Raw genomic sequence first — 25,437 nt, forward strand, 5'->3', positions numbered from 1 at the left:
GAGTCGACTAGTGGCTCTGTACGTACTCAACCAACGCCTGGGCGAAGGAGTCGGTAGAGCCAGTGCCGCCCATATCGGGGGTGACCATATCGCGGCGGGTTTCCAGCACGGTACGGATACCCTGGCGGATGGCGGTGCCTTTCTCTGTCATGCCCAGGTGATCAAGCATTTGTGCTGCGGCGAGCAGCAAGGCGCAGGGGTTAGCGATGTTTTTGCCTTCGATATCCGGCGCTGAGCCATGCACAGCTTCAAAGATCGCTGCTTTTTCGCCGATGTTCGCCCCTGGAGCCAAACCCAAACCGCCGACTAAGCCAGCGCAAAGGTCAGAGAGAATATCGCCAAACAGGTTGGTAGTGACCACCACATCAAACTGATGTGGGTTCATTACCAGCTGCATGCAGGCGTTATCGACGATCATCTCTTGGAATTCGATCTCGGGGTACTCTTTGGCAATCTCCCGCGCTACGTCCAGAAATAAACCCGAGCTGGTTTTGATAATGTTGGCTTTGTGTACCGCGGTGACTTTTTTGCGACCGTTGTTTTTGGCCAGCTCAAAGGCGTAGCGCACAATGCGCTCGGAGCCTTTGCGAGTTACTTTGATCACCGAAATGCCAGTATCGCCGTCGTCTATCATCTCCTGGCCGTCGGAAAGATACGCGCCTTCGGTGTTTTCGCGCACGGTGATCATATCAATATCGTCGTAGCGCGAGCGGGTACCGGGGAAGCTAATCGCCGGGCGCACATTGGCATAAAGGTCAAAGTGACGACGTAGCTGCACGTTAATTGAGGAGAAGCCTTTGCCAATCGGCGTGGTCAGCGGGCCCTTCAGCGCAATGCCGTATTTCTCGATGGCATCCAACGACTCCTGGGGAATCAGCGTCCCATGCTTTTCCAGGGCGCCTAAGCCAGCGTCGATGTGCTGGTAGATTAAGCCACAATCTAAGGCGTCGAGTACTCGCAACGTGGCCTCCATAATTTCGGGACCGATACCGTCGCCCTTGATGACTGCAATAGATTGGCTCATGTGCTGCTCCTCTTTGAGCGACAAGTGTGTTGCGTATGCCGCTTCAACGTAAATAGTTGGGACTTGATAAGACATCATTTTCGAGTGCAATGGTACGCCAAATTGAATCTAGAGGGCACCCTGCAAAGGGTGTAGCGCGGGTGCAAAGAGCGCTAATTGCTGCTAGAATGCCGCGGCTTATAGCGCCACGCTTTAACTTTGCGTTCTTCTTACAGCAAGGCATAACGGTAATGATCTTTTCACGTTTATTCCAGAAACTACCTATTTCAGGGCTGATGACTCCGCCCTAGGTTTTCCCCCTCCTCAAGAAAACGTCTGGCCTCGTTAATTGCGTTGTCATGGCGTTGCAGCATGCTACTGTCGGCCGCACCCTAGGTTGCTCCAGCACTGACTCATTGGTTTGACGCCGCACGTCTTGTGTGTGCTGATGCGCCGCGTCGAGAGTTTGTAAAATCTTAACCTCCAGCCATGGACTTCCTGAATGTCTCTCTATACCAAGCAAGAGTGGTTTTCCAACATTAAAGGCGACACGCTCTCGGGAATCGTTGTCGCCCTTGCACTGATTCCCGAAGCGATTGCTTTTTCAATCATTGCAGGCGTTGACCCTAAAGTTGGTCTTTACGCTTCCTTCTGTATCGCTGTGGTCATTGCGTTCACTGGTGGCCGCACCGGCATGATTTCGGCAGCGACGGGGGCTATGGCGTTACTGATGGTGACGCTGGTGAGAGAGCATGGGCTTGAATATCTGCTGGCGGCAACACTGCTTACCGGGGTGTTTCAGATTGTCGCCGGGTATATGCGCATGGCCGAGCTGATGCGCTTCGTGTCGCGCTCGGTGGTGACGGGCTTTGTCAACGCCCTGGCGATTCTGATCTTCATGGCCCAGCTGCCGGAGCTGACCAACGTCACCTGGCACGTATACGCCATAACGGCGGCTGGACTAGGCGTCATATATGGTGCCCCGTGGCTAAGTAGAATTACCTTCCCGGGCGTTGGAGTTTATCTTCTGGTCTTGGGTTTTGCATTGGCAGTTGGTGGTTTTGATTTCCGCTGGGGGTATGGTGTAGCCATCATCGGGATCGCTTGTGCAAGTGTTTTTTCGCGCTGGGTGCGTAACCTTGAGATCCCGTCGCCTCTATTGTGTATCGTTTTAATGACTGGCGTTGCTTCAGCTTTTGGCATGGATATTCGCACCGTGGGCGATATGGGCGAGCTTCCGGATACGCTACCGGTATTCCTCTGGCCCAATGTACCGCTGAATCTCGATACGCTAATGATCATTCTGCCTTATGCGCTGATGCTGTGTGTGGTGGGCCTTCTGGAGTCCATGATGACCGCGACCATCGTGGATGACTTGACCGGTACTCCCAGTGACAAGAACCGCGAGTGCAAGGGCCAGGGCGTGGCCAACATCGGCTCGGGCCTTATGGGGGGCATGGCAGGGTGCGCGATGATCGGTCAATCGGTAATCAACATTAAATCGGGTGGCCGTACGCGCCTTTCAACGCTGATAGCGGGTGTCGTACTACTGATGATGGTGGTCTTTTTAGCCGATTGGGTTTCGCAAATTCCAATGGCGGCGCTGGTGGCGGTAATGATTATGGTGTCGATCGGTACCTTTAGCTGGGAGTCGATTCGTGATCTTAAAAAGCATCCGATAAGCACCAATATTGTCATGCTGGCAACAGTTGCAGTTACCGTCAGTACACATAACTTAGCGATTGGTGTTTTTGTAGGCGTGCTGCTAGCAGCGCTATTCTTTGCTAATAAAGTGGGCAACATTCTCTACGTTGGTTCAAAAGAAGTGGAAGTCGGTAAGCAGCGTGAATATCAGGTGGTCGGCCAAGTGTTCTTCGCCTCTTCTGAGCGTTTCACGGCCGCTTTTGATCTTAAGGAAAGTATCGAGAAAGTGACGATTGATCTTTCTCGTGCGCATTTTTGGGATGTGACGGCCGTGCAGGCGCTGGATCGCGTGGTGATTAAATTCCGCCGTGAAGGTACCGAGGTAGAGCTTGTGGGCTTGAGCGAGGCCAGTGCGACGGTCGTGGATCGCTATGCGGTACACAACGACCCCGAAGCGGTTGAAAAGCTGATGGGCGGCCACTAACCAACGCAAGGAGAGCGACATGACAGATCAAGTATTAGCCGCTATTGACGGCTCCCAGTTTTCTGAAGGCGTCTGCGATTATGCTGCCTGGGCAAGCTTGGCTATGGATGCACCGTTAACCTTTGTGCATGTGGTCGACAACCACTCAGCAGTACCCGAAGAGCAGAACCTTTCCGGCAACCTGCGTTTCGGTGCCCGCGAAAGGCTGATGAAAGAGCTGTCCGAGCTTGATGAGCAGCGCGCTAAAGTGAATCGCGAGCATGGCAAGCTCATGCTGGAAGCAGCTAAAGAGCGCGCTATCGATGATGGAGTCAGCAACCCCACCACGCGCCAACGCAATGGCACCCTGGTGGAAAGCTTGTTAGAGCTTGAGGAAGACATACGGTTGCTGGTGGTGGGTAAGCGCGGTGAAACCGCCCACCAGGCCAGTGGCCACCTTGGCTCTAACCTTGAACGGGTGGCGCGTGAATTGCACCGTCCGATCCTGATGGTGCCGAAAACCTTCAAGCGACCTGAAAAGATATTGATGGCCTTTGACGGCAGCAAAACCGCCCGTAAAGGCGTCGAGATGCTGGCTCGTTCGCCGCTTTTTGCTGGCACTGAGTGCCATGTGCTGATCGTGGGTGCGGAAACGGCTGAACGCCGTTCCGAGCTTGAGTGGGCGTTAGGCATATTGCGCGATGCGGGCCACCAAGCCGAAGGCGCCATTCGTGCAGGCGAGGTAGATGAAGCCCTGCAAGCTTACGAAAAAGAGCATGGTATTGACCTGCTGGTGATGGGCGCTTATGGGCACTCGCGTATTCGCCACTTGCTGGTAGGTAGCACCACAACGGCTATGCTACGTGGTAGCCGCATACCGGTGCTGATTTTGCGCTAGGGCTCAATAAGCTAAAACTCAAAAAAGCAGCAGCGCATAACCGTTTAGCTCGCTTTGCGTATTACCTTCGCAGCCGGCCCTCTTTCTTGAGTGAGCCGGCTTTTTAGTCTCTGCAGTGCATAAATGATCTCCATCAAATGATGCTAATGTTGCCATGCGCTTCTATGCTAGTAGTCAGGTTGTAACCTATTCACCCACTGGAATAGCGTAAGGAGCCTGCTGTGAACATGCCTATGTTGGAAAAAAAGCCTGTTGGCTTCGACGAAGCCTCTACTTCCCACCGTTTTGTTGCTGAGCTACTGGCCCAAGCCGATATTCATTTCGACGGGCACCGCCCCTGGGATATCCAATTGAATGCCCCCGGCGTTATTGATAGCGCTCTTTCGCGAGGCAATCTTGGGTTTGGCGAAAGCTACATGAAGGGGGACTGGAACGCCGATCGGCTTGATGAGCTGTTTTACCGCTTAATGCGTGCCCAGCTCGGGCAGCGTATCAAGCCCACTCAATTGATTTATCACTCTCTGCGTTCGCGCCTGCTGAATCGGCAAACGGTGAAGCGTGCCTGGGAAGTGGGCGAAAAGCATTACGATCTGGGTAATGACTTCTACGCGGCCATGCTCGATCAGCGCATGACCTACACCTGCGGCTACTGGAAAGATGCCAAAACCCTGGACGAGGCCCAGGAAGCCAAGCTCGATCTCGTCTGCCGTAAATTGCAATTAAAGCCAGGCATGCGCGTGCTGGATATTGGCTGCGGCTGGGGAAGCTTCATGGCCTACGCGGCTGAGCACTATGGTGTTGAGTGCGTGGGCCTGACTATCTCCAAAGAGCAAGCGGAGTTTGGGCAACGATTGATCAAAAAGGGCTTGCCGGTAGAGTTTCGACTGCAGGATTACCGCAATGAAAGCGAGCAGTTTGACCGTATTGTCAGCATCGGCATGTTTGAGCATGTGGGGCATAAAAATTATCGCGAGTATATGAACGTGGTTAACCGCTGCTTAAAGGATGACGGCCTGTTTTTGCTACATACCATCGGCAAAAACTTGAGCAACACGGTGACTGACCCCTGGATTGATAAATATATTTTCCCCAATGGCGAACTGCCCACCTTGGGGCAAATAGCTGATGCCGCCGAAGCACTGTTTGTGGTGGAGGATGTGCATAACTTTGGGGCTGATTACGACCGTACTCTGATGGCATGGCACAATAATTTCGAGAGGCACTGGCCCACATTCGAAAGCCAGTATGGCGAGCGTTTCTATCGCATGTGGCGCTACTACCTGCTGAGTTGCGCCGGTGCTTTCCGAGCCAGAGAAATTCATCTTTGGCAACTGGTGATGAGTAAGCAGGGGGTACTGGGCGGTTATTCCCGCGTTAGCTAATCGCTATCTAACACAAACTAGGGATCTGGCAGTAGCTTATTGGGCACCCAGCGTAAGAGTGTCACCATACCAAATAGCTCTACCAGTGATTGAAACACCACCACCACAACCGCCGCCTGCCAAGCGCTGGGTAGCGTCAGGGCGATGGGCAACATCATAAAAGAGTTACGTGTACCAAAGCTAAACGCTAGCGTTCTAGCGCTGGCGGTGGGTAGCTTAAACAACTTGCCAAGCCCCTTACCCAATAGAGCTGCAAAGAGTAAAAAACCAATAAAAATAAACACCACCTGAACCAACACTTGGCTAAGGCCGAACACAGTGTTGACCTGGGAAGCGGCGATCATAAACACCACTAAGGCCAGTAAGGGCACTGGCAGTATTCCCAGGTAATACACGGTGCGTTTAACTGCCTTGTGACGCTGGGCTATGTACTCGGTTAACCAGGCGAGTGCTAAAGGCGTGAGAATAAGCCCTGCAAAAGCGCTCAATAGTTCTTTAGAGAGCGTTAGCTGAAACCACTCACTGCCCAGGAACAGCCACAAATAAACGGGTAACGCGACTAACTGCACCAGCAGCAGTAGTGGGGCGGCGGCAACGGCCCGAGCGCTATCGCCCTTGCCTAAATGCGTGAAGGTGATAAACCAATCGGTGCAGGGCACCAGCAGTACCAGTAAAACGCCTGCCAGCACGGCGGGGGAGAGTGGTAGCCAAATAACGGTAAGGGCTAAAAAGGCTGGAATGGCAATAAAGTTACCGACCATCAACGCGGCCATAAAGCGTGTGTCAGCGAAGCTTCGGGCAATATGCAGCAAAGGAATTTGCGTAAAGGTGGCGTAAAGCAGCACCGCTAACAGCGGCCATAAAAAATGCGCTAGCGGCTCAGCGAATTGCGGTGCTCTGATGCCTAACGTTAGGCCTAAGCCAATGAAAATCAGGTAGAGCCAAGACTGATGCTTTTCCATCTGATCGCGCATGCTGGCACATCCTGTCGCTAACGGTTTTGCAATCGGGGCTGTTTTGCTAACGAAAAAGCGCCATGCGCTCACCCACCACGGCAGCGCCCAGCCAAAGGGGAAGGCTAACCACAATGTAAACCAGCGCAATCCCCGGGCGGCCTAACTGCACCAGATGTAGCGTCTCTAAGCTAAATAGCGAAAAGGTGGTAAAACCGCCGCAAAAACCGGCCACCAATAATGGCTGAAAACGCGCTAGCTGGCTGTGGGGGGAGCGCGAGAGGGTGGCGGCCAACCAACCGATTAAGCACGAACCCAGTACGTTAACAATGAGTGTTCCCCAGGGGAAATAGCCCCCTAGTGCTGCCTGGGATAATAGCGAAACGCCGTAGCGCAGCGCGCTGCCCACGCCGCTACCGACACCTACCGCAAGGTAAGCCTTCCAGGCGCTCATAAGGTCGCTCCTGACAGAGAAGCCCCTGATAACAACCAGCCCAGGGTGACCATGACTAAACCAAGCAGCAGCGTGGTGCCCACATTAATGCCTGCGCGGAGTTGCTGGCCGCCCTGCCATAGCTCAATGGTCTGCAAGCTAAAAGAGGAGACAGTGGTGTAGCCACCTAACACACCTCCGACGGTGAACAGCCATACAGAAGAGGGGGCGCTAGCGATACCTAGGCTGCCGAGCAGCCAGCCCGCTAGAAAGGCTCCGCTGGCGTTAACCGCCAGGGTTCCCCAGGGGAAGGCCTTGCCGAGATAGCGGGCAAGTAGATTTGAAACCGCAAATCGTCCCATCCCGCCCAGCGCGCCGCCTAGTGCGACTAACAGTACGCTTGTTAAGCCATGCCCCATGCTTTCCTCCGAGTCGCCAACTTCAATAGGCCGCTAAGTTTAGCATGTGCGTTTTATAGCGTCCGAAGCACGTAAGAACGTTTTAGGGTTTGTACGAAAAGTCGGCGAGCGAAGGCTAGACAAGGCAAAAATCAACGAAAAAAGGATCGGATTCGCGTGCGAATTTACGGGGTGTAAATGAGCATTTTGAGATGATTTTTAACGCCGTATAGGCGAGCGTAGGCAGTTTTCGAACAAAGCCTAGGGTGTCGCGGGTCAATGAGTTCGTGTAGAAAAGGGTGAGAATATAAAAATAATGTTGATGCTCAAGGAGAAGTACCTCATGTCAGATCGCGTGTTGGCAGCTATTGATAGTTCTCAGTTTTCAGAAGGCGTGTGTGATTATGCGGCTTGGGCCGCCCAAGCCCTGGATGCTCCGCTCAGTTTTATTCATACCGTGGATAACCATGCCCAAGTAGCTGAGCCGGATTTAACCGGTAACCTGGGACTAGGTACTAGAGAGCACCTGCTGGAAAAGCTGTCAGCTATTGAAGAGCAGCATGCCAAAGTCTCCCGCGAGCGGGGCCGCCTGCTACTCGACGCCGCCAAGGAGCGCGCGACCAACGCCGGTATTGCCGACCCGCAGTGTTTGCAGCGCAACGGCACTCTGGTGGAAACCCTGGTCGAGAATGAAAAAGATGTAAGGCTGTTAGTGGTGGGCAAGCGGGGCGAGACGGCGCACCAAGCCAGTGGTCATTTAGGTTCCAACCTAGAGCGCGTGGTGCGGGAAATGCATCGCCCGATTCTCATGGTGCCGAAAGAGTTTACTCAACCGCACAATGTGATGATGGCGTTTGACGGCAGTAAAACGGCCCGTAAAGGCGTGGAAATGCTGGCCAAAAGTCCGCTGTTTGAGGGCGCTACCTGCCACGTGGTGATTGTGGGCGCGGAAACCGCTGAAAACCGCTCGCAACTGAACTGGGCGCTGGAAACCTTACGCGAGGCCGGGCACACCGCCGAAGGGGCGATACGCGCGGGCGAGGTGGAAGAGACGCTGCGTAGCTATAAGCAAGAGCATGATATCGACATGCTGGTGATGGGCGCCTACGGCCACTCGCGGATCCGTCATCTGCTGGTCGGCAGTACTACCACCACAATGTTGCGTAATGCCCAGTTGCCGGTGCTGATTTTGCGCTGATTGCTGCACTTTTATGGCTCAGCCGGGATGAGAGTTGCAGATGAATCACCCTGAGGTGGATATAGTCGTTATCCGTGAGAAATTACTTGCTCTTGACGCCACGCTCCGCGAGGAGAGCGCCAGCAGTGAAGAGTCCCGGGATACGGTGATGCTGGATCAAACGTCGGTAGGTCGGCTGTCGCGTATGGATGCAATGCAAGGGCAAGCGATGGCCAAAGCAGGCGAGCAGCGACGTCAGCTAAAGCTGAAGCAGATTGCCGCTGCCCTGCAACGCATTGAGAGTGAAAGCTTTGGTGAGTGTATAGAGTGCGGCGAATGGATTGGGGCCAAACGCCTCACCTGGGACCCATTAGTGCTGAAGTGTATTGAGTGTGCTGATTAGACCCTGCTCCTTAGAGCCAAGCCGTTTACGCTTCGGCGGCAGCTTCTTGCTGCTGCTCAGTTGTCTGACCAGGATTAATCGTTGCGTTAATACCTGACAACAGTGCCTTGAGCGATGCACTCACGGTGTCGCTATCTTCGGCCACTGCGCAAAGCCGTTGGCCATCGATATTGAGCTGAACGAAGGCGATGGCATTGGCTTCACTGCTGGCACCCAGCGAATGCTCGCTGTAATCGATAATCCCTACACTGCTGCCGGAGTGGCGTTGCCACGCATCGGTAAATGCCGACATCGCGCCGTTGCCCTTGCCAGAAAGGCGCAGCGTTTCGTCACCCTGTTTCAGCGTCAGCTCAATGCCTTCCTGCTGGCCTTTGGAGAGCTGATAATCCACAAGAGATAGGGGCGCTTCCTGGGTGAAATTGTCGAACATCACCTGGCGAATCATTTCACTGGAGAGTTCGCTGGCGCGCCGCTCGCTCTCTTGCTGAACAAAGGGGGCCAAAGCCAGCATCATCCAGCGCGGCAGGTTAATGCCGTAATCCCGCTCAAGCAGGAAAGCCATACCGCCCTTGCCGGACTGACTATTGACGCGAATTACCGCCTGATAATCGCGGCCGATATCATGGGGGTCGATGGGCAGATAAGCCACTTGCCAAGGCTCGTCGGGTTTTTGGTGCTTGAGGGATTTACGAATCGCATCCTGGTGGCTGCCCGAGAAAGCGGTGTAGACCATCTCGCCCACCCAGGGGTGACGCGGGTGTATAGCGATACCGGTGCACTCGTTGACCACCTGAATGATTTCATCAGGGTTGGATAGATCCAGTTCAGGATCGATGCCCTGGCTGTAGAGATTCATCGCCAGGGTGACGATATCCATATTGCCCGTGCGCTCGCCATTGCCCAGCAGGGTGCCTTCTACCCGCTCGGCGCCGGCCAGCAGGGCGAGTTCAGCAGAGGCTACCGCACCACCGCGGTCATTGTGGGTGTGCACCGAGATAATCACGCTGTCGCGGCGGCTAATGTGCTGGCAAAAGTACTCAATCTGATCGGCGTGATGGTGCGGCCCGGCCACTTCCACCGTGGTGGGCAGGTTGAGAATGCATTTATTCTCTGGCGTCGGCTGCCACACATCCATCACCGCTTCGCAGATTTCCAGCGAAAAATCGATCTCGGTGCTGGAGAAACTTTCCGGGGTGTACTCGAAACACCACTCAATATCGGGGTATTGGTCGGCGTAGGTTTTGACCCAGGTGGCCCCTTGTACCGCAATATCGACAATCCCGGCACGATCCATCTCAAACACCCGCTCGCGCTGAATGGTGGAGGTGGAATTATATAGGTGAACAATGGCGCGCTTGGCACCCACCAGCGAGGCAAAGGTCTTCTCAATCAGGTGTTCACGGCACTGCACTAGTACCGCTATGGTGACGTCATCGGGAATTTGATTCTCTTCGATCAGCCAACGCACGAAGTCGTAGTCGGGCTGGCTGGCCGAAGGAAAGCCTACCATGACTTCTTTAATGCCCACTTTAACGATCTGCTGCCAGAAGCGTTGCTTTTGCTCAACGGTCATCGGCTCAAGCAGCGCCTGATTGCCGTCGCGTAGGTCTTCGCTCACCCAGATCGGGGCATGATCCAGGTCACGATCTGGCCATTGGCGATTGAAGGCAGGTACGCGGGGCGCAGGGCGATATTTGCGATGATCAAAAGCAGACATGGTGAGTTTCCTAAAGGCGGTGAGTTGTTAAAAGCGGCCGCTTGTGGCGTATGCCGCATTGCTGCAGTGCCAGGGTGAGGCACTTTAAGGGGCTGCTTGTGGCAACGACTCTTGTGGTACTGAGCTATCTCTTACTGGACTATCTTTTACTAGCTATCTCGTACTTGACATAGTGTATGCGGAGAGCGACGAAAGGTTATTGCGAAAATGTAGTGTTATCGCCAATAATTGACATTAAATATCGCATAATTCTCTTTTATTGGTAGGAGCTGCTTTCTATGGCCGTAATGCCGCTGTCGCTTGATCGATTTGATCGCCATATTCTGGATATTGTGCAGCAGGAGGGGCGCATCAGTAATCAGGAGTTGGCTGATCGAATCGGGCTTTCGCCTTCGCCCTGCTTGCGCCGGGTGCGGGCTCTGGAGGAGCACGGCCTAATACTGCGCTACCGTGCGGAGGTCGATTCCCGCCAGCTGGGCTATCAGTTAATGGCGCTGCTGCATATTTCCATGGATCAGCATACGCCGGAGCGCTTCGATAATTTTGAGCGCCATATTCGTGAGATACCCAACGTTATCGAGTGCCTGATCATTACCGGTCAGGCGGCGGATTTTCAGCTCAAAATCCTGGTGCGGGACATGGATGACTACCAACACCTGCTGTTGCATGTGATTAACCGCATCGAGGGTGTTACCGGCGCGCATACCAGCTTTGTGCTGCGGCGGGTCTTTGAGCATCGGCCGGTACCTACGGATCGGCTTTGATAAGAAGGCATAGTCAAGGATAAGTCAAGCGGTTTAGACTGCTTTTCTTAAACCCACTAGGAGTTTTCCCTATGACCATTCAACGCCACGATACAAAAGCCCGCATGAGCCGTGCGGTGATTCACCAGGGCGTGGCCTATTTGTGCGGCCAAGTGGCTGGCTCGGAGGCCCGCGAGGGCGACATTACTGCCCAAACGGAAAGTATGCTGGCGCGGGTGGATGCGCTACTGAAAGAGATTGGTTCAAGCCGTGAGCAGCTGCTTAGCGCGACGATCTACCTGAAAGAGGGCAGTGACTTTGCCGCTATGAACGGGGTATGGGATGCCTGGATGCCCGCAGGCTACGCACCGGCGCGCACCTGCGTCTGCGCGCCCATGCCCGCCGATGAGCTTAAAGTGGAAATTACGGTGACTGCCGCAGTGAGCTAACTGCTTTCTATTCGCTACTCACCATTCACCCCTCACTATTTTCCATTCACTTGCTATTTATCATTCACTTACCGGGCTTTTCTACCGGAAAGCGGGTGTCGCGCAGGCTGTCTTTGATTTTCTTGAGGTGGGGTAAGAAGTCTTCACCACGCCTCAAGGTTACCCCAGTGGCCAGCGCATCAATCAGCGTTAATTGAATTACCCGCGAGGTCATCGGCATGTAGTGGTCGGTGTCTTCGGGGGTAGCGACGTCCAGGGTGGCGGTGCATTCGTTGGCCAGTGGCGAGTTGGGCGCGGTTATACCAAGAACGACGGCCCCTGCATCCCTCGCCAAACGGGCGATATCCACCAGCTCCCGGGTGCGCCCGGTGTAGGAGATAATCACCACCACATCCCCCGTATGGCAAGCGGCGGCGACCATACGCTGCATCAGCACATCAATGTAGGCCATCACCGGCAGGTTGAAGCGGAAGAACTTGTGCTGGGCATCCTGGGCCACCGCGCCAGAGGCACCCAAGCCAAAAATATGGATCTGCTTGGCCTGGGTAAGGTAGTCGACCATGCGCTCGACAGCACCCATATCGATGTCGCGTTGGGCTTCATCGAGGGCAGCGATGGTGGCGCCAAAGATTTTGTGGGTGTATTGGGTGGCGGAGTCGCCAGGCTCCACTGCGCGGGTCACATAGGGTGTGCCGCCAGCTAAGCTCTGGGCCAATTTGATTTTAAAATCGGGATAGCCCTTGGCGCCAAAGTTACGGCAAAACCGGTTAACCGTGGGTTCGCTGACGCTAGCTGCCTGGGCCAGGCTGGCAATGCTTAGGCTGGTGGCGACCGTTGGGTCTTCAAGAATTACATTGGCGACTTTACGCTCCGATCGGTTGAGTTCTTCTAAACGTTCGCGTAAGCGGTCAAGTAAGTCATGAGCCATTAACGGTCTCCGTGTCGTGTATGGAAAGCAGCAAATTTCCTATGCTTACAAAAGTTTTCCCACGAGTTTCAGTAAGCTGTTGCAAATGCTCAGGGCAGTTTCTGCTGTGCTTACGTGGGCTTTGTAGATAATTCCAACGTAGAGCGTATGTGAAATATATCATAAGGGCATTGTGAAAATTTGTTATTAGCAAACGATCATCAGTTCTTAAGCTTTAACCGACTCCTAACAATTTCATTAACCAGCGCCGATAAGGTGGATAAAGCAAGTGGCTCGAGGTGCGTTTTGATTGATAAAAAACGCTGCGTAAGTGGCTAAAACGCTCAAAGCCGTGACGGCCATGGTAGGCGCCCATGCCACTCTCGCCGACGCCGCCAAAGGGCAGTGAAGGAACGGCGTGATGAAGCAGCGTGGCATTAAACACCAGTGCGCCAGAGCGTGTCGTTTGCAGCAACTGCTGCTGTAAGCCCTTATCATGTGTGAAGGCATACAGTGCCAGCGGGTGAGGGCGGGCATTCACATAACGTATTGCAGCCGACATATCGCTAATGCCAATTATCGGTAGGCAGCGGCCAAAAATCTCTTCGCGCATCACCTGTAGCCCCTGGTGGGGGTCGATAATCAGCGCTGGGGCATGAGTGCCGTGATCGATGACTCTGCAGCCGTGGTCTTGGGCTTCTTGCAGCATGGCATCTAGCCGCTGCTGGTGGGCCGCGTTAATCGCGTGGGTGGCCGCATGATCGTCGGGGCGCTGCCGTTGGATAGCCTCGCTCAACGCTTTAACCAAGGCATTAATATGGCGGCTCTCAACCAGCACGTAGTCGGGGGCGATACAGGTTTGCCCGCCGTTCATGCCTTTTCCAAAAATAATATCTGCTGCCGCTTTGTCGAAATCCGCATCGCCTGCCACGATGGCGGGCGACTTGCCGCCCAGTTCAAGCGTCGTTGGGGTCAAATTCGCCGCGGCTGCTTGGGCCACTTGCCGACCTACCGCGCTGGAGCCGGTGAACACTAGGTGATCGAACGGCAAACTGCTAAAACGACGCGCCACCTCTACATCGCCTTCTACTACCTTGAGTTCTTCAGGGGTGAAGTATTGCGGCACCAGTCGCTGCAGTAGGGCGCTGGTAGCGGGGGAGTGCTCGCTGGGTTTAAGCATCACCACATTGCCCGCAGCAAATGCATCCACTATCGGCATTAGCGCCAAACTCCAGGGGTAATTCCAGGGTGACATCACGCCGACAACGCCCAGCGGCTGCGGCGCGATGCGTGCCCGGGCAGGCATCAATCGCCACGGCATGCTGACCGACCAAGGGCGCATCCAGCGCCATAGATGCAGTCTGGCATGGCGAATGGCGTGGAGCACCGCGCTGATTTCAGCCATGCGTATTTCCACCTCGCTGCGCTGACCAAAATCCGTTTGAATCGCGCGGATAATCTCAAGCTGGTGATGCTTGGTCATACGCGCGAGGCGGGCCAGCCGGTCACGACGCACCGTTAGCGTCGGGTAGGGCATTTGATCGACAGCGTGGCGCTGCGTTTGAAAGTCACCCGTCATATCGCGCGTCATGGACTCTCCTCATATGCCGTTACCGGCGTGGCGTTAACGTTAAATACTGCAGTTCAATAGCCGTATCTGCTTTCGTTGGCATAGCCCGATGGCATAGCTCGTTGATTTAGCCAGTTGATTTAGACATCGATGTAGGTGGTTAGTGTAAACGGTTTATATAAACAGTTAGTGTAAAGTGACCTTTTAGCCCCCACACGTTCGGGAAGGTGCTATGCCGTTACCCCCACTATCGATCACCATTCTACCCACCATTGAGGCCGTTACGGCAAGCCAGTGGGATTCGCTGGTCGATAATGATCAGCCCTTTTTGCGTCACGCGTTTTTACACGCCCTGGAGGCAAGCGGCTCGGTCAGTGAGGCCACGGGCTGGGAACCGTGCCATCTGAGTGTATGGCAAGGCGAGCAGTTGGTAGCGGCGCTGCCGATGTACCGCAAGCACCACTCTTACGGTGAGTATGTGTTTGATTGGGGTTGGGCGGAAGCGCTAGAGCGTTCCGGTGGTCGCTACTATCCAAAAGCCCTCAGTGCGGTACCGTTTACGCCAGTGCCTGGCGCGCGCACGTTAATCGCCAGGCATGTCGATGCCCGCGCCGTCCGTGGGCTGCTGGCCGGCGCCTGGCGCGAGCAGTGTGAAAGTCTCGGTCTGTCTAGCTGGCACTTGCTATTTGCCGACGAGGCCGATGTCACCGCCTGGCAGGCGCAGTGTCCTGAGCTTATTACGCGTGAAGGCGTACAGTTTCAGTGGCGTGATCGCGGCTTCGGCGATTTTGAGGGCTTTCTAGCCAGCATGACATCGAAACGGCGCAAGATGATCAAGCGCGAGCGTCGCTTGGTCGCCGAGCAGGGGCTACAGGTAGCGCACCTTGAGGGTGATGCAATTACATCAGCGGACATGGTGCATTTCTATCGCTGCTATGCAATTACCTACCATGAGCGCGGCAGGCCGCCTTACTTAAACTATGACTTTTTTGAGCGCCTGCGCCAAACCATGCCAGAGGCGCTGGTGCTGGTGCAGGCTTACGTTGAAGGGCGCCCGGTGGCGTCAGCACTCTATTTTCGTGGCAGTAGCACGCTCTATGGGCGCTACTGGGGGAGTGAAGTCGTCGCCGATTGCCTGCATTTTGAGGCATGTTACTACCAGGGTATCGAGTACTGTTTGCAGCGCGGCTTAACGCTGTTTGATCCGGGCACCCAGGGCGAGCACAAGCTGGTACGCGGGTTTGCGCCCCAGCGTGTGCGTTCGCTGCACTATATTAGCCACCCTGGGCTTGCCGCAGGTGTTGCCCAGTTTTGTCATGAAGAGGGCGAGCATGTCAGCGCCTACCGCGATGCGGCCCATCAAGCGCTGCCATTTAAGTAGTTATTTAAGCTGTCATTATAACGACGTGCGGCTCGCTGGTGCTGCCCCTTAATGGCATAATGCGCGCCGATAAGCACTCTTTAGTGTATCAACGCCGCTTTTGATCAAACCAGGGCTTTGAATAAAATCCAGCCGATATTTCCAAGGAGTGCCGTGATGCGTAAATGGTTAGTGATGACATTGCTCGCTGTCTTGGCGCTGCTTCAGTACGAGCTGTGGTTAGGCAACGGTGGCTGGCACGATTTGCAGCAAGTGGAGCAGCGGGTCGCGGTGCAAGAGGCGGCCAATGTGCCCATGCGCGAGCGCAATGCGCGGCTGGCGGCCGAAGTGACGGATTTAAAAAACGGTTTAGACGCCATTGAGGAGCGGGCACGTAGCGATATGGGCATGGTGCGCACCGACGAGCAGTTCTTCTGGGTGCCTGGTGTAGCGATTGAGAAGGAGCTTATCGGTATTAATGCAGGTCTGGTCGCTCCCCAGGAGCCGCCACAGTGAGCCAAACCTGGTTAATTGTGCCCGCGGCGGGTCAAGGGCGCCGTATGGGGGCCGATAAGCCCAAACAGTACTTAACCTTGGCCGATGAGCAGCCGGTGTTGGCGCATACTTTGGCACGCCTTCATAGCGCCTTTCCTAGCGCTCGCTTGGTGCTCTGTTTAGATGCCGACGACCGCTGGTTCTCGCCCCGCTGGGTGCCTTTTACTGTCTGGCAGCGCGTGACCGGGGGCGATGAGCGAATGGACAGCGTCTTAAATGCCCTGCACGCGATGGCCGCCGATGATAATGACGTAGTGATGGTGCATGATGTGGCCCGCCCCTGTATTACCGTGAGCGATCTCCAGGCGCTGTACCAAGCCGCCGCGACCCACCCCGCAGGCGCGCTTTTGGCGATGCCGGTGGCGGATACCATGAAGCGTGCCGATGATCAGTGCCAAAGCGCGCGAACCGAACCGCGGGATGACTTGTGGCACGCGCTAACGCCCCAAGGGTTTCGCTATGCGCTACTTCGGCGAGCCTTAGAAACCGCCCGCCAGCAACGAACCTTGGTAACCGATGAAGCCTCGGCGGTTGAAGCCTTGGGCGAATGCCCACAGTTGGTAAGCGGACGGCGCGACAACCTGAAAATTACCCACCCGGATGACTTGGCGCTGGCAGCCGCGATTATGGCGGCACAAACCGTTAACACGCCTGACAGGCTTTAATCACTAGGAGCTTATAATGCGTATCGGCCACGGATTTGATGTACACCGTTTCGGCCCCGGCGATCATTTAATGATCGGCGGCGTTAAGCTGCCGTTTGAACACGGCTTTGTGGCCCACTCCGACGGCGATGTGCTGCTTCACGCGATTAGTGATGCACTGTTGGGCGCCTGTGCGCTGGGCGATATTGGCCGCCACTTCCCCGATACTGACCCGGCGTGGGCGGGGGCTGATAGTCGCGAGCTGCTGCGTCATGTAGTCACGCTGACTCAAGGTCAAGGCTATGGGGTGGTCAATATCGACGCCACGCTAATGGCTCAAGCACCTAAAATGGCACCGCATATCGAGGCAATGCGAGAAGTCATTGCTGCCGATCTAGGCGTCGCGCTTGGTCAAGTCAACGTTAAAGCCACCACCACCGAACGATTAGGTTTCACCGGGCGCGGTGAAGGTATCGCCGCGGAGGCGGTGGTGCTGCTTAACCGTGCTGAGGCGCTTAATGATTAATATGCCTGAGTGGCAGCGCTGTCTCGATGCTCAATTTGGCTCTCCCAAACCGGGCCAGTACCGTGCCCAGCCGGAAGATTTTTGGGTCGATGAGCAGCTGGATTTCACCCCTGAAGCACACGGGGAACATTTGTGGCTGCGAGTTGAAAAGCGCAATCAAACCACGTTAGATGTCGTCAATACATTAAGTCGGCTTTGTGGCGTAACGCCCCGTGATATCGGTTACTCTGGCATGAAAGACCGCATTGCCGTCACGCGCCAGTGGCTGAGCGTGCATCTGCCCGGCCGCGACGCGCCCACGGAGCTTGAGCAGTCGCTTAATGCGCTGGGGATCACTGTCGTTGAGCAGGCGCGCCACCCACGTAAGCTGAAGCGTGGCGTTCACCGCACTAACCGTTTTGTATTGCGCCTTAGCGGTGAGGCCATTGAAAGCGAAGATTTTGTCAGCCGCTGGGAAGCCCTTTGTCAGCATGGCGTGCCTAACTATTTTGGCCCCCAGCGCTTTGGGCCCGAAGGACGTAATCTTCAGCGTGCCGAAGCATTACTTAACCGAGGTTGGCGAAAACGCGACGATCGCCAGGGTATGATGCTCTCCACTGCGCGCAGTTTTTTGTTTAACGAACTGCTCAGCGCGCGCATTGCGGATGGCACCTGGTCGCAGCCGCTGGCGGGAGACACGTTGATGCTGGACGGCACCCAAAGTGTGTTTCGTATCGACGCCTCCGACCATACGCTTCAGGCCCGCGCCGCTGAACTGGATGTGCATCCCACTGGGGTGCTTTGGGGCGTTGGTGAAGCTGACCAGGGCGACGCCGCTGGCTATGAAGCCCGTTTGCTGGAGCACTACCCTGGGCTATGCAGTGGCTTACAACGCAGCGGAGTAAAGCAGGCACGCCGTGCACTTCGTATGCGGCTGCTGGAACCCCAGTATGCTTGGGAGTCAGGTGCTGTCCGGCTTTCGTTTTCGCTGCCGCGGGGCAGCTTTGCCACCGCTGTGCTGGGTGAGCTGATGTTAGCGAACTGATTTAGCTATTAGATTTGAGATTAGCATACAGAAAAGTTAGTAAAAGAGAGGGATATGAGCGGCCGCGTTTCGTGCATATGCTTTTGCGCTCACGTCTCTTGTGGCTATCACTCTTGGCTTACGACTCTTGTGCTTATAACTTTTGTGGTTAAGAACAGGGAGACCCACTATGCGGCGACTGCTGCTTTCCAATGATGATGGTGTGTACGCGCCCGGACTGCGTGCGTTGCACGATGCGCTGTTGGCCCATGCCAATATTCGCGTAGTGGCGCCTGATCGAGACCGCAGTGGTGCTAGCAACTCGCTTACTCTGTCACGGCCTCTCTCGTTGACGCCTCTGGATAACGGCTTTTATAGCGTCGATGGTACTCCCGCGGACTGCGTTTATTTGGGCGTTCACGGCGTATGGGATGAAAAACCCGATTTAGTCATCTCCGGCATCAATCACGGCAGTAATCTGGGCGATGACGTGCTCTATTCAGGCACTGTCGCGGCGGCGATGGAGGGGCGTAATTTAGGTATGACGGCGATTGCCATGTCGCTGTGTGGCGAGCGTCATTTCGCCACCGCTGCCAGGGTCGCTGCCACCTTGATTGGTGCTGCTGATCAGCTCTCTCTGCCGCCGAGAACGCTGCTGAATGTCAATGTGCCCGATGTGCCCTGGGAGGAGGTTAAAGGCGTAAAAGTGACTCGCTTAGGCTATCGTGGGCCAGCCGAGAAACCGTTAGCGGTAAAAGACCCGCGGGGGCGTACGCGCTACTGGATTGCGCCGGTAGCGGCCAATGCCGATGACGGTGATGATACCGATTTTGCTGCCGTCGAGGCGGGCTATGTGTCGATTACTCCCTTACAAACAGACCTAACGCGGCACCCCGCGCTTAACGATGTGCAGGAATGGTTGGATGTTTTTGCCTGATATCTCTCCAGGAGAGCTGCGCGGTCGCGGCATGACCTCCCAGCGTACTCGTGACCGCATGGTCGAGCGCCTCATGCAGCAGGGCATCAGCGATGCCCGGGTGCTGGAAGTCATGGCCAGAGAGCCGCGTCATCTATTTGTTGATGAAGCGCTGGCCCATCGCGCTTACGAAGATACCGCGCTACCGATTGGCTTTAGCCAAACGCTGTCGCAGCCGTTCATCGTGGCGCGCATGACGGAGCTTGTGTTGCGCGCCGAGCCGCGCAGGGTATTGGAACTGGGGACAGGGTCTGGCTATCAGACGTTAATACTGTCGCGCTTGGTCGAAGAGCTCTACTCCATTGAGCGCATCAGTGCGCTACACGAGCGTGCGGCGGAGCGGTTAAGACGGCTAGCAGCACCTGCCAGACTGGCGGTGGCGGACGGCGGCTATGGTTGGCCAGACGTTGCGCCGTTTGACGTTATTTTGCTAACCGCCTGTGCCCAGACGCTACCCACACCGCTACTAGAGCAATTGAGCCACGACGGGGTGCTGATTGCTCCGTTGGAAGAGCCCGATGGCAACCAGTGGCTTACTCAAGTAAAGCGCATTGGCAGTGCCTTTGAAAAACGTCGGCTTGAGCCCGTGCGTTTTGTACCCTTACTGCAAGGAGTAGTGGATTGAAGCGGCAACCCTTGGGAATATTTTTACGAGGCGCAGGGATGGGCGCTGCCGACGCAGTGCCTGGCGTGTCGGGAGGAACGATTGCATTTATTAGCGGTATCTATGAAGAGCTGATCAATACGATCAAACAGTTTGGCCCCGGTGCCATCGGCGCTTGGCACCGCGGTGGCTGGCGGGCTCTTAGCAACCATTTGAATCTCGCCTTTCTGGTGCCGCTATTGGCGGGGGTTGCGGTTAGCCTGTTTAGCGTAGCGCATTTAGCGCTCTGGTTGATGGAAGCGCACCCGTTGCTGCTGGATGGCTTCTTTTTTGGCCTGGTGGCAGCCTCTGCTCTGGTGGTCGGGCAGGCGAGTAGCGGCTGGAAGCTTTGGTATCTATTGCCGCTACTGGTGGGGCTAGTGCTCGCCCAGGCGTTACCGGGCATGATGCCGCTGGTGTTATTAATTGGTAATGAAGCGCTGGTAGTCATGGTGGCAGGCTGCATCGCGATTAGCGCCATGCTGTTACCGGGCGTGTCAGGTAGCTTTCTATTGCTGACTATGGGCCTCTACGGCACCATTATGGGTGCAATTCGCAGTTTGGATCTGGGCATTATCGTGCTGTTTGGCATGGGCTGCATAGTCGGCTTAGCGCTGTTTTCACGACTTCTGTCCTGGCTGTTACGGCGTCACCATACCCCAACGATGCAACTGCTATTGGGGTTTATTGCCGGTTCGCTGCCGGTTCTCTGGCCATGGCGCGAGCTGTTACGCTACCAAATCGGGCCAGAAGGGCAAATGATTCCTCTGGAGTACCGCTATTTATTGCCCGCTGACTATGCCGTATTGACCGGCGCTTCGGCACAAGTGGCCGGTGTTGTTGCGCTAATGGCCGTGGGTGCCCTCATTGTCGTGTTACTCAACCGACATGCAGATCGTCGGCCAATCGATACCCAGCTTGGCGCTGAAAAGGAGTAGGTTTGAATGCGTAAAGGTCATATACCTAAAGTACTCATGATGTCGGCGCTGGCATTAGCCATTGCTGGCTGTGCCAGCCAGCAAGGCGGAAGCCCCCAGGTGCGCGATTTAAGCCAAGCACGCCAGGCGGTGGAAAACTCGCCCCAGTACACGGTGAAAGCGGGTGATACTTTGTATGGCATTGCTTGGCAGCACAATTTGGATTATCGCCAGCTCGCGGCAATCAATAACATTGATCCGCCCTACCAAATTCGGCCAGGGCAAACGATTGCCCTGCGTGAAGGCGCTGGGTCGGCATCAACGGCCAGTAACCAGCCCACGACGAATACCTCAAGTGGCGCAGTGGCGACCGGGCTGAGCCCACAGACGGCCTCAGTGGCCAGCGACGACCAGGAGTTGGATTGGCTACTGCCCGATGAATCCGCGATTCAACGCAACCAGCGCCTTACCGCTGAACGCAATGCAGCAGAGCAAGAGGCTGATGAATCGTCCTCAACACCTCAGCCTGAAGTCGTCGCGGCGGCTGAGCCTGAGCCCGCCGAGCAACCTGAACCACAGCCATCATCAGAACCCGAACAAGCTGAGCCACAGCAAGCGCCGGCACCGCAGCCCGAATCTGAGCCCGAACCACAGCCTGAAGCAGCGTCTGCCACACAAAGTGCCAGCGTAGACCGTTCATCGCGTACCTATACGCCCGCCGAAAACATCGACTGGCAGTGGCCTGCCGATGGTAATGTGGTCGGGGCATTTGGTCAGGGTGATAGCATCACCGCCGGGATTGATATCGCTGGTGAAAAGGGGCAACCTGTTAAAGCAGCAGGCCCCGGCATTGTGGTTTATGCGGGCAGTGGCGTCAGGGGGTACGGCAACCTCATCCTTCTCAAGCACAACGATCAGTTCCTGAGCGCGTATGCTCATAACGACAGCTTACGGGTCAGTGAAAATGACGTAGTAGAGGCTGGTGAGGTGATTGCCACAATGGGAGATAGCGATGCTGAAAACGTCAGATTACACTTTGAAGTTCGCCGTGATGGGCAGCCGCAAGATCCCATGGACTTCCTGCCTTCTCGCTAATGCACTCACCGGGATAGTGAGCAGTCAGCGCATAACTTGGACGTTGCCCGAATCGCAGCATTCGAGCGTCATATAACAATCGTCACATAACAATATGGTGTGCGTCTTAGAACGCACCCTTTGACTTTCTAAATGGCGGGTAGGCGACAAACGAGGGGTAAGGCCATGAGTATGTTGGAGAAAGATCTACAGGAGGTTGACCTGGACGCTGCTGAGGAGGCACTTGATGATACCGATGACGATGTCACGATAGAAGAAGATGCCTTTGAGAAAGCGCTAGGGCGTGAGGATCGTCAATCGACCCAAAGCTTGGATGCGACGCAAATCTACCTCAACGAAATCGGCTTTTCGCCACTGTTAACGCCAGAAGAGGAAGTTTACTACGGCCGCTTAGCGCGTAAAGGCGACCCCTTGGGTCGCTCACGAATGATTGAATCCAACCTGCGGCTGGTAGTGAAAATTGCCCGCCGCTACCTAAACCGTGGCTTGACGTTGCTGGATTTGATCGAAGAGGGCAATTTAGGTTTGATTCGCGCGGTAGAGAAGTTTGACCCCGAACGGGGCTTTCGTTTCTCGACCTACGCCACCTGGTGGATTCGTCAAACCATTGAGCGGGCGCTGATGAACCAGACGCGGACGATCCGCTTGCCCATTCACGTGGTCAAAGAGCTCAATATTTACCTGCGTGCGGCGCGTGAATTGACTCAAAAGTTTGACCATGAAGCCACCGCCGAAGAGATCGCTGATCACCTTGATAAACCGGTCGATGTGGTCAAAAAGATGCTCGGTCTTAATGAGCGCGTATCATCTGTCGATTACCCCATGGGTGGTGAAAGTGATAAACCGCTGATCGATACATTGGCTGACGATGAAGTGCAGGGGCCTGAGGCGCGGCTAGTGGATGGCGACGTTAAAGAGCATGTGGATCTTTGGTTGGATGAGCTGAGCGAAAAACAGCGCGAAGTGGTGGTGCGCCGTTTTGGTTTGCGCGGTCACGAATCGGCCACCTTGGAAGAGGTGGGCGCCGAAATCGGTTTAACCCGCGAGCGAGTTCGCCAGATTCAGGTCGAAGCACTCAAGAAACTACGCCGTGCATTGGAAAAACAGGGCCTTTCTTTAGAGGCGCTGTTTGAAACCTGAGTGATCGGGAGCTTTTGCCACTGAACGCTGAGTTAACTCTTCTAGTCGGCTAAATGCACCAGTGGGAGGCAGCTTTAGCTCGCGACCGCTTATGTGGTTGGGAAAGGTGTGCCACCTCTCTAAGCCGGGCGAGCGTTATTAAGCGCTTACTCGGCTTTTTATTGCTGGCATTTTTATTAACAAACTTTTATTGCTAAATCAGGTAAGTGAGAAAGCACATGCGCCCCCTTGTGGCCGATATTGATCTGGACGCGCTGCGTCACAACTATCAATTGGCGTGCCGCTGCGCGCCGCAAAGCCGCTCAGTGGCAGTTATCAAAGCCGATGGGTATGGGCATGGCGCGCTGGCCTGCGCTCAGGCGCTGGAAGGCCAGGCTCCCGCGTTTGCCGTTGCCTGTATCGAAGAGGCGCTTACCCTGCGCCAGGGCGGCATTACCCAACCCATCATCCTGTTGGAAGGTATCTTCAGCGCCGACGAGCTGGAGCTGGTGGATTCCCACGGCTTCTGGATTGCGGTACACAGCCAATGGCAGGTCGATGCCCTGCTAGCCGCTTCACCTATAAAGCCAATTCCTGTCTGGTTGAAAGTTGACTCCGGCATGCACCGCCTGGGCTTTGCCATCGACGAGGCCGCCGCTATCTGGCGTCAGCTAAGTGCCGCGCCAAGCGTGGCCTCGCTCCACCTTATGAGTCATTTTGCCAGCGCCGATTCCCGCGATAACCGCTATTTCAACCAGCAAATGACCCGGCTGCAAGGTCTTGCTAGCGAGCTAGAAGCGCCGCTGTGCCTGGCCAACTCACCGGCTACCCTGGCGTGGCCGGTGGCCCATGGTGACTGGAACCGGCCAGGTGTGATGCTCTACGGCAGCGACCCCTTGGAAGTTGCCAACGAAATCACTCAGCAACTGCAGCCGGTGATGACCCTACGCTCAGAAATAATTGCCCTGAGGGAGCTGGAAGAGGGCGAGCCCGTGGGCTATAGCGGGCGCTGGCGCGCACCGCGGCGTTCACGCATTGCCGTGGTCGCCTGCGGCTACGGTGATGGCTATGACCGTCATGCCCGCGATGGCACGCCGGTACTGGTCAACGGCCAGCGCTGTGCGATTGCCGGAAAAGTCTCCATGGATATGTTGACCGTTGATGTGACGGACGTACCCGACGCCGCGATTGGCAGCGACGTTGTATTGTGGGGCAGGGCCAGCAACGGCGAGGTGCTGTCGGTGGATGAAGTGGCCCGCTACTGCGATACCATCAGCTATACGCTGCTAACAGGGGTACTGCCTCGGGCGCCGCGGCGTTATCATGGGCGTTCTGCTTAAACGGTTGTTTGCATGTCGAAATCACGTTACCCGCGCTCATTCGCCCACCCGCGTTACTGGCCCACATGGCTGGCTATTGGTGCCATGTATATCGCTGCCTGGTTGCCTTGGCGATTAAAAATGGCCATTGGCAAAGGGCTTGGACTGCTCGCCTGGCGCTTTGCCAAACGGCGGCGCCATATTACCGAAACCAATATAGCGCTCTGTTTTCCCGAAAAGAGTCCCCAGCAACAGTATCAGCTCGTTAAAGATACCTTTATTGCCAATGGTATTGGTCTGATTGAAACCGCAACCGGCTGGTGTCGGGATGGCGAAAGCCTACGCCACCGGGTCGCTTACATCGGCGAAGAGCATATGGCCCGCGCCGAGGCCCGGGGTAAAGGCGTGATCATTGTGGGGGTTCACTTCTCTTCCCTCGATTTAGGGGGTGCCCTGCACGCGCTGTTTTTCTCTGCCGATGCGGTCTATCGACCGCATAATAACCCGCTGTTTGAGCGTTTTATGACCCGCGCCCGCGGGCGCAATTTTGGTGTTGCCCTCGACCGTTATGACTTGCGTGGCGCGGTGCGTCAGCTCAAGGATGGACGTATGGTGTGGTACTCACCGGATCAGGATTTTGGCCGCGATGTGAGCGTATTTGCGCCGCTATTTGGTCAGCAGGCCGCGACTATTCGCTTAACGGCCAAGCTTGCGCGTATGACCGGCGCGTCAGTGGTGCCGATGATGTTTCACCGCAACCCGGATAACGCCACCTATACCATTGAAAGCCTGCCTGCCCTGGAAGGTTTTCCCAGCGGCGATGAAGTTGCCGATGCCACACGAATCAATCAGTTTATTGAACTGGCCATTCGCAAGCATCCCGAGCAGTACCTCTGGCTACACCGACGTTTTAAGACTCGCCCTGAAGGCGAGCCAAGCGTTTATTAAACGGCGATAGCCCTTCCTGTCATCGCGAGCGAAGCGCGGCGATCTCGGCTTGAGTGCCCACCGTAGGTAGAGATTGCTTCGTCGCAGGCTCCTCGCAATGACAGATAAGCCAGGCTCCTAATGCCCTTCCTGTCATCGCGAGCGAAGCGCGGCGATCTCGACTTGAGTGCCCACCGTAGGTAGAGATTGCTT

At 55.5% G+C, this 25,437-nt stretch carries 26 protein-coding genes; 19 read left to right on the plus strand and 7 right to left on the minus strand.

Annotation, left to right across the window (positions count from 1 at the left end):
• Nucleotides 1-7: 7 nt before the first annotated feature.
• Entirely contained in the window at nt 8-1,024 is a 1,017-nt protein-coding gene (locus E0L35_RS06400) for an isocitrate dehydrogenase (protein ID WP_027958043.1), read from the minus strand.
• Between the two features lie 481 nt (nt 1,025-1,505).
• Here E0L35_RS06400 and E0L35_RS06405 point away from each other — a divergent pair, with 481 nt between their 5' ends.
• The 3 genes from E0L35_RS06405 to cfa all read left to right on the plus strand — a co-directional run bounded on the left by E0L35_RS06405 (nt 1,506) and on the right by cfa (nt 5,390).
• On the plus strand, nt 1,506-3,131 hold the full coding sequence (locus tag E0L35_RS06405) for a SulP family inorganic anion transporter (protein WP_027958042.1): 1,626 nt from the start codon (nt 1,506-1,508) through the stop codon (nt 3,129-3,131).
• Nucleotides 3,132-3,150: 19 nt separating this feature from the next.
• A complete protein-coding gene (locus tag E0L35_RS06410; protein WP_022522339.1) occupies nt 3,151-4,008 on the plus strand; it encodes a universal stress protein in 858 nt (285 codons plus the stop codon).
• Nucleotides 4,009-4,235: 227 nt separating this feature from the next.
• Entirely contained in the window at nt 4,236-5,390 is a 1,155-nt protein-coding gene (gene cfa / locus E0L35_RS06415; protein WP_170834162.1) for a cyclopropane fatty acyl phospholipid synthase, read from the plus strand.
• Between the two features lie 17 nt (nt 5,391-5,407).
• Here cfa and E0L35_RS06420 read toward each other — a convergent pair whose 3' ends face one another.
• From E0L35_RS06420 to E0L35_RS06430, 3 genes are read right to left on the minus strand one after another with little or no spacing between them, the layout of a single operon-like run.
• Nucleotides 5,408-6,364: a bile acid:sodium symporter gene (locus tag E0L35_RS06420; protein ID WP_009287340.1), complete on the minus strand. Its 957-nt coding sequence runs from the start codon at nt 6,362-6,364 to the stop codon at nt 5,408-5,410.
• Between the two features lie 46 nt (nt 6,365-6,410).
• A complete protein-coding gene (gene crcB / locus E0L35_RS06425) occupies nt 6,411-6,797 on the minus strand; it encodes a fluoride efflux transporter CrcB (protein WP_027958040.1) in 387 nt (128 codons plus the stop codon).
• The gene (locus E0L35_RS06430; protein WP_027958039.1) at nt 6,794-7,195 is read right to left on the minus strand and encodes a CrcB family protein; all 402 of its coding nucleotides are present in this window, start codon (nt 7,193-7,195) and stop codon (nt 6,794-6,796) included. The genes crcB and E0L35_RS06430 overlap by 4 nt, the downstream gene beginning before the upstream one ends.
• 322 nt (nt 7,196-7,517) lie before the next feature.
• Here E0L35_RS06430 and E0L35_RS06435 point away from each other — a divergent pair, with 322 nt between their 5' ends.
• Together E0L35_RS06435 and E0L35_RS06440 are read left to right on the plus strand one after the other, a co-directional pair.
• The gene (locus E0L35_RS06435) at nt 7,518-8,372 is read left to right on the plus strand and encodes a universal stress protein (protein ID WP_027958038.1); all 855 of its coding nucleotides are present in this window, start codon (nt 7,518-7,520) and stop codon (nt 8,370-8,372) included.
• Nucleotides 8,373-8,412: 40 nt separating this feature from the next.
• Nucleotides 8,413-8,754 (plus strand): molecular chaperone DnaK, encoded by a 342-nt coding sequence (locus E0L35_RS06440; RefSeq protein WP_027958037.1) that lies wholly within the window; start codon nt 8,413-8,415, stop codon nt 8,752-8,754.
• Nucleotides 8,755-8,779: 25 nt separating this feature from the next.
• On the opposite strand, the gene E0L35_RS06445 is transcribed toward E0L35_RS06440, so the two are convergent.
• On the minus strand, nt 8,780-10,471 hold the full coding sequence (locus E0L35_RS06445) for a 2-isopropylmalate synthase (RefSeq protein ID WP_027958036.1): 1,692 nt from the start codon (nt 10,469-10,471) through the stop codon (nt 8,780-8,782).
• Between the two features lie 278 nt (nt 10,472-10,749).
• Here E0L35_RS06445 and E0L35_RS06450 point away from each other — a divergent pair, with 278 nt between their 5' ends.
• Together E0L35_RS06450 and E0L35_RS06455 are read left to right on the plus strand one after the other, a co-directional pair.
• Nucleotides 10,750-11,235 (plus strand): Lrp/AsnC family transcriptional regulator, encoded by a 486-nt coding sequence (locus tag E0L35_RS06450; RefSeq protein WP_022522347.1) that lies wholly within the window; start codon nt 10,750-10,752, stop codon nt 11,233-11,235.
• Nucleotides 11,236-11,306: 71 nt separating this feature from the next.
• Nucleotides 11,307-11,663: a RidA family protein gene (locus tag E0L35_RS06455; protein WP_027958035.1), complete on the plus strand. Its 357-nt coding sequence runs from the start codon at nt 11,307-11,309 to the stop codon at nt 11,661-11,663.
• Nucleotides 11,664-11,727: 64 nt separating this feature from the next.
• Here the strand turns inward: E0L35_RS06455 and E0L35_RS06460 are convergent, their stop codons facing one another.
• A complete protein-coding gene (locus E0L35_RS06460; protein ID WP_009287337.1) occupies nt 11,728-12,591 on the minus strand; it encodes a MurR/RpiR family transcriptional regulator in 864 nt (287 codons plus the stop codon).
• A gap of 214 nt (nt 12,592-12,805) precedes the next feature.
• A complete protein-coding gene (locus E0L35_RS06465; RefSeq protein ID WP_027958034.1) occupies nt 12,806-14,161 on the minus strand; it encodes an aldehyde dehydrogenase family protein in 1,356 nt (451 codons plus the stop codon).
• A gap of 211 nt (nt 14,162-14,372) precedes the next feature.
• Between E0L35_RS06465 and E0L35_RS06470 the strand changes: the two genes are divergently transcribed.
• From E0L35_RS06470 to lpxL, 12 genes are all read left to right on the plus strand, one after another.
• Nucleotides 14,373-15,521, plus strand: coding sequence for a GNAT family N-acetyltransferase (locus tag E0L35_RS06470; protein WP_027958033.1), 1,149 nt, complete (start codon nt 14,373-14,375; stop codon nt 15,519-15,521).
• A 156-nt stretch (nt 15,522-15,677) separates the two neighbouring features.
• Nucleotides 15,678-16,016 carry a cell division protein FtsB gene (gene ftsB, locus E0L35_RS06475; RefSeq protein WP_022522352.1) on the plus strand — a complete coding sequence of 113 codons (339 nt, stop codon included), beginning with the start codon at nt 15,678-15,680 and terminating at the stop codon, nt 16,014-16,016.
• The gene (ispD, locus tag E0L35_RS06480; protein WP_009287334.1) at nt 16,013-16,720 is read left to right on the plus strand and encodes a 2-C-methyl-D-erythritol 4-phosphate cytidylyltransferase; all 708 of its coding nucleotides are present in this window, start codon (nt 16,013-16,015) and stop codon (nt 16,718-16,720) included. Before ftsB ends, ispD begins: the two co-directional genes overlap by 4 nt.
• A gap of 16 nt (nt 16,721-16,736) precedes the next feature.
• On the plus strand, nt 16,737-17,225 hold the full coding sequence (gene ispF / locus E0L35_RS06485; RefSeq protein ID WP_022522354.1) for a 2-C-methyl-D-erythritol 2,4-cyclodiphosphate synthase: 489 nt from the start codon (nt 16,737-16,739) through the stop codon (nt 17,223-17,225).
• A complete protein-coding gene (locus tag E0L35_RS06490) occupies nt 17,218-18,249 on the plus strand; it encodes a tRNA pseudouridine(13) synthase TruD (RefSeq protein ID WP_027958032.1) in 1,032 nt (343 codons plus the stop codon). The genes ispF and E0L35_RS06490 overlap by 8 nt, the downstream gene beginning before the upstream one ends.
• A 169-nt stretch (nt 18,250-18,418) precedes the next feature.
• Nucleotides 18,419-19,165: a 5'/3'-nucleotidase SurE gene (gene surE, locus E0L35_RS06495; protein WP_022522356.1), complete on the plus strand. Its 747-nt coding sequence runs from the start codon at nt 18,419-18,421 to the stop codon at nt 19,163-19,165.
• Nucleotides 19,152-19,829 carry a protein-L-isoaspartate(D-aspartate) O-methyltransferase gene (locus E0L35_RS06500; protein ID WP_022522357.1) on the plus strand — a complete coding sequence of 226 codons (678 nt, stop codon included), beginning with the start codon at nt 19,152-19,154 and terminating at the stop codon, nt 19,827-19,829. Before surE ends, E0L35_RS06500 begins: the two co-directional genes overlap by 14 nt.
• Nucleotides 19,826-20,785, plus strand: coding sequence for a DUF368 domain-containing protein (locus E0L35_RS06505; RefSeq protein WP_009287330.1), 960 nt, complete (start codon nt 19,826-19,828; stop codon nt 20,783-20,785). Before E0L35_RS06500 ends, E0L35_RS06505 begins: the two co-directional genes overlap by 4 nt.
• 6 nt (nt 20,786-20,791) lie before the next feature.
• Nucleotides 20,792-21,859, plus strand: a complete 1,068-nt coding sequence (locus E0L35_RS06510; protein ID WP_081742557.1) for a peptidoglycan DD-metalloendopeptidase family protein — start codon at nt 20,792-20,794, stop codon at nt 21,857-21,859.
• Between the two features lie 165 nt (nt 21,860-22,024).
• Nucleotides 22,025-22,999, plus strand: a complete 975-nt coding sequence (gene rpoS, locus E0L35_RS06515; protein ID WP_022522360.1) for an RNA polymerase sigma factor RpoS — start codon at nt 22,025-22,027, stop codon at nt 22,997-22,999.
• Between the two features lie 218 nt (nt 23,000-23,217).
• Nucleotides 23,218-24,318 carry an alanine racemase gene (gene alr, locus E0L35_RS06520; RefSeq protein WP_027958029.1) on the plus strand — a complete coding sequence of 367 codons (1,101 nt, stop codon included), beginning with the start codon at nt 23,218-23,220 and terminating at the stop codon, nt 24,316-24,318.
• A 12-nt stretch (nt 24,319-24,330) separates the two neighbouring features.
• Complete coding sequence (gene lpxL / locus E0L35_RS06525; protein ID WP_009287327.1) at nt 24,331-25,245, plus strand: LpxL/LpxP family Kdo(2)-lipid IV(A) lauroyl/palmitoleoyl acyltransferase; 915 nt, start codon at nt 24,331-24,333, stop codon at nt 25,243-25,245.
• Nucleotides 25,246-25,437: the final 192 nt, after the last annotated feature.

Origin of the sequence: Halomonas sp. ATBC28 (assembly GCF_005937175.1) — a bacterium.
GTDB lineage: Bacteria > Pseudomonadota > Gammaproteobacteria > Pseudomonadales > Halomonadaceae > Vreelandella > Vreelandella titanicae.

Coding starts and splice junctions, on each gene's coding strand:
- E0L35_RS06455 (WP_027958035.1), top strand. CDS start 11,307: ATGACCATTCAACGCCACGATACAAAAGCCCGCATGAGCCGTGCGGTG.
- surE (WP_022522356.1), top strand. CDS start 18,419: ATGCGGCGACTGCTGCTTTCCAATGATGATGGTGTGTACGCGCCCGGA.
- E0L35_RS06435 (WP_027958038.1), top strand. CDS start 7,518: ATGTCAGATCGCGTGTTGGCAGCTATTGATAGTTCTCAGTTTTCAGAA.
- E0L35_RS06410 (WP_022522339.1), top strand. CDS start 3,151: ATGACAGATCAAGTATTAGCCGCTATTGACGGCTCCCAGTTTTCTGAA.
- E0L35_RS06460 (WP_009287337.1), bottom strand. CDS start 12,591: ATGGCTCATGACTTACTTGACCGCTTACGCGAACGTTTAGAAGAACTC.
- E0L35_RS06470 (WP_027958033.1), top strand. CDS start 14,373: ATGCCGTTACCCCCACTATCGATCACCATTCTACCCACCATTGAGGCC.
- alr (WP_027958029.1), top strand. CDS start 23,218: ATGCGCCCCCTTGTGGCCGATATTGATCTGGACGCGCTGCGTCACAAC.
- E0L35_RS06400 (WP_027958043.1), bottom strand. CDS start 1,024: ATGAGCCAATCTATTGCAGTCATCAAGGGCGACGGTATCGGTCCCGAA.
- crcB (WP_027958040.1), bottom strand. CDS start 6,797: ATGAGCGCCTGGAAGGCTTACCTTGCGGTAGGTGTCGGTAGCGGCGTG.
- E0L35_RS06440 (WP_027958037.1), top strand. CDS start 8,413: ATGAATCACCCTGAGGTGGATATAGTCGTTATCCGTGAGAAATTACTT.
- E0L35_RS06500 (WP_022522357.1), top strand. CDS start 19,152: ATGTTTTTGCCTGATATCTCTCCAGGAGAGCTGCGCGGTCGCGGCATG.
- E0L35_RS06430 (WP_027958039.1), bottom strand. CDS start 7,195: ATGGGGCATGGCTTAACAAGCGTACTGTTAGTCGCACTAGGCGGCGCG.
- ftsB (WP_022522352.1), top strand. CDS start 15,678: ATGCGTAAATGGTTAGTGATGACATTGCTCGCTGTCTTGGCGCTGCTT.
- E0L35_RS06510 (WP_081742557.1), top strand. CDS start 20,792: ATGCGTAAAGGTCATATACCTAAAGTACTCATGATGTCGGCGCTGGCA.
- E0L35_RS06490 (WP_027958032.1), top strand. CDS start 17,218: ATGATTAATATGCCTGAGTGGCAGCGCTGTCTCGATGCTCAATTTGGC.
- E0L35_RS06445 (WP_027958036.1), bottom strand. CDS start 10,471: ATGTCTGCTTTTGATCATCGCAAATATCGCCCTGCGCCCCGCGTACCT.
- E0L35_RS06465 (WP_027958034.1), bottom strand. CDS start 14,161: ATGACGCGCGATATGACGGGTGACTTTCAAACGCAGCGCCACGCTGTC.
- lpxL (WP_009287327.1), top strand. CDS start 24,331: ATGTCGAAATCACGTTACCCGCGCTCATTCGCCCACCCGCGTTACTGG.
- rpoS (WP_022522360.1), top strand. CDS start 22,025: ATGAGTATGTTGGAGAAAGATCTACAGGAGGTTGACCTGGACGCTGCT.
- E0L35_RS06450 (WP_022522347.1), top strand. CDS start 10,750: ATGGCCGTAATGCCGCTGTCGCTTGATCGATTTGATCGCCATATTCTG.
- E0L35_RS06405 (WP_027958042.1), top strand. CDS start 1,506: ATGTCTCTCTATACCAAGCAAGAGTGGTTTTCCAACATTAAAGGCGAC.
- E0L35_RS06420 (WP_009287340.1), bottom strand. CDS start 6,364: ATGCGCGATCAGATGGAAAAGCATCAGTCTTGGCTCTACCTGATTTTC.
- cfa (WP_170834162.1), top strand. CDS start 4,236: ATGCCTATGTTGGAAAAAAAGCCTGTTGGCTTCGACGAAGCCTCTACT.
- ispF (WP_022522354.1), top strand. CDS start 16,737: ATGCGTATCGGCCACGGATTTGATGTACACCGTTTCGGCCCCGGCGAT.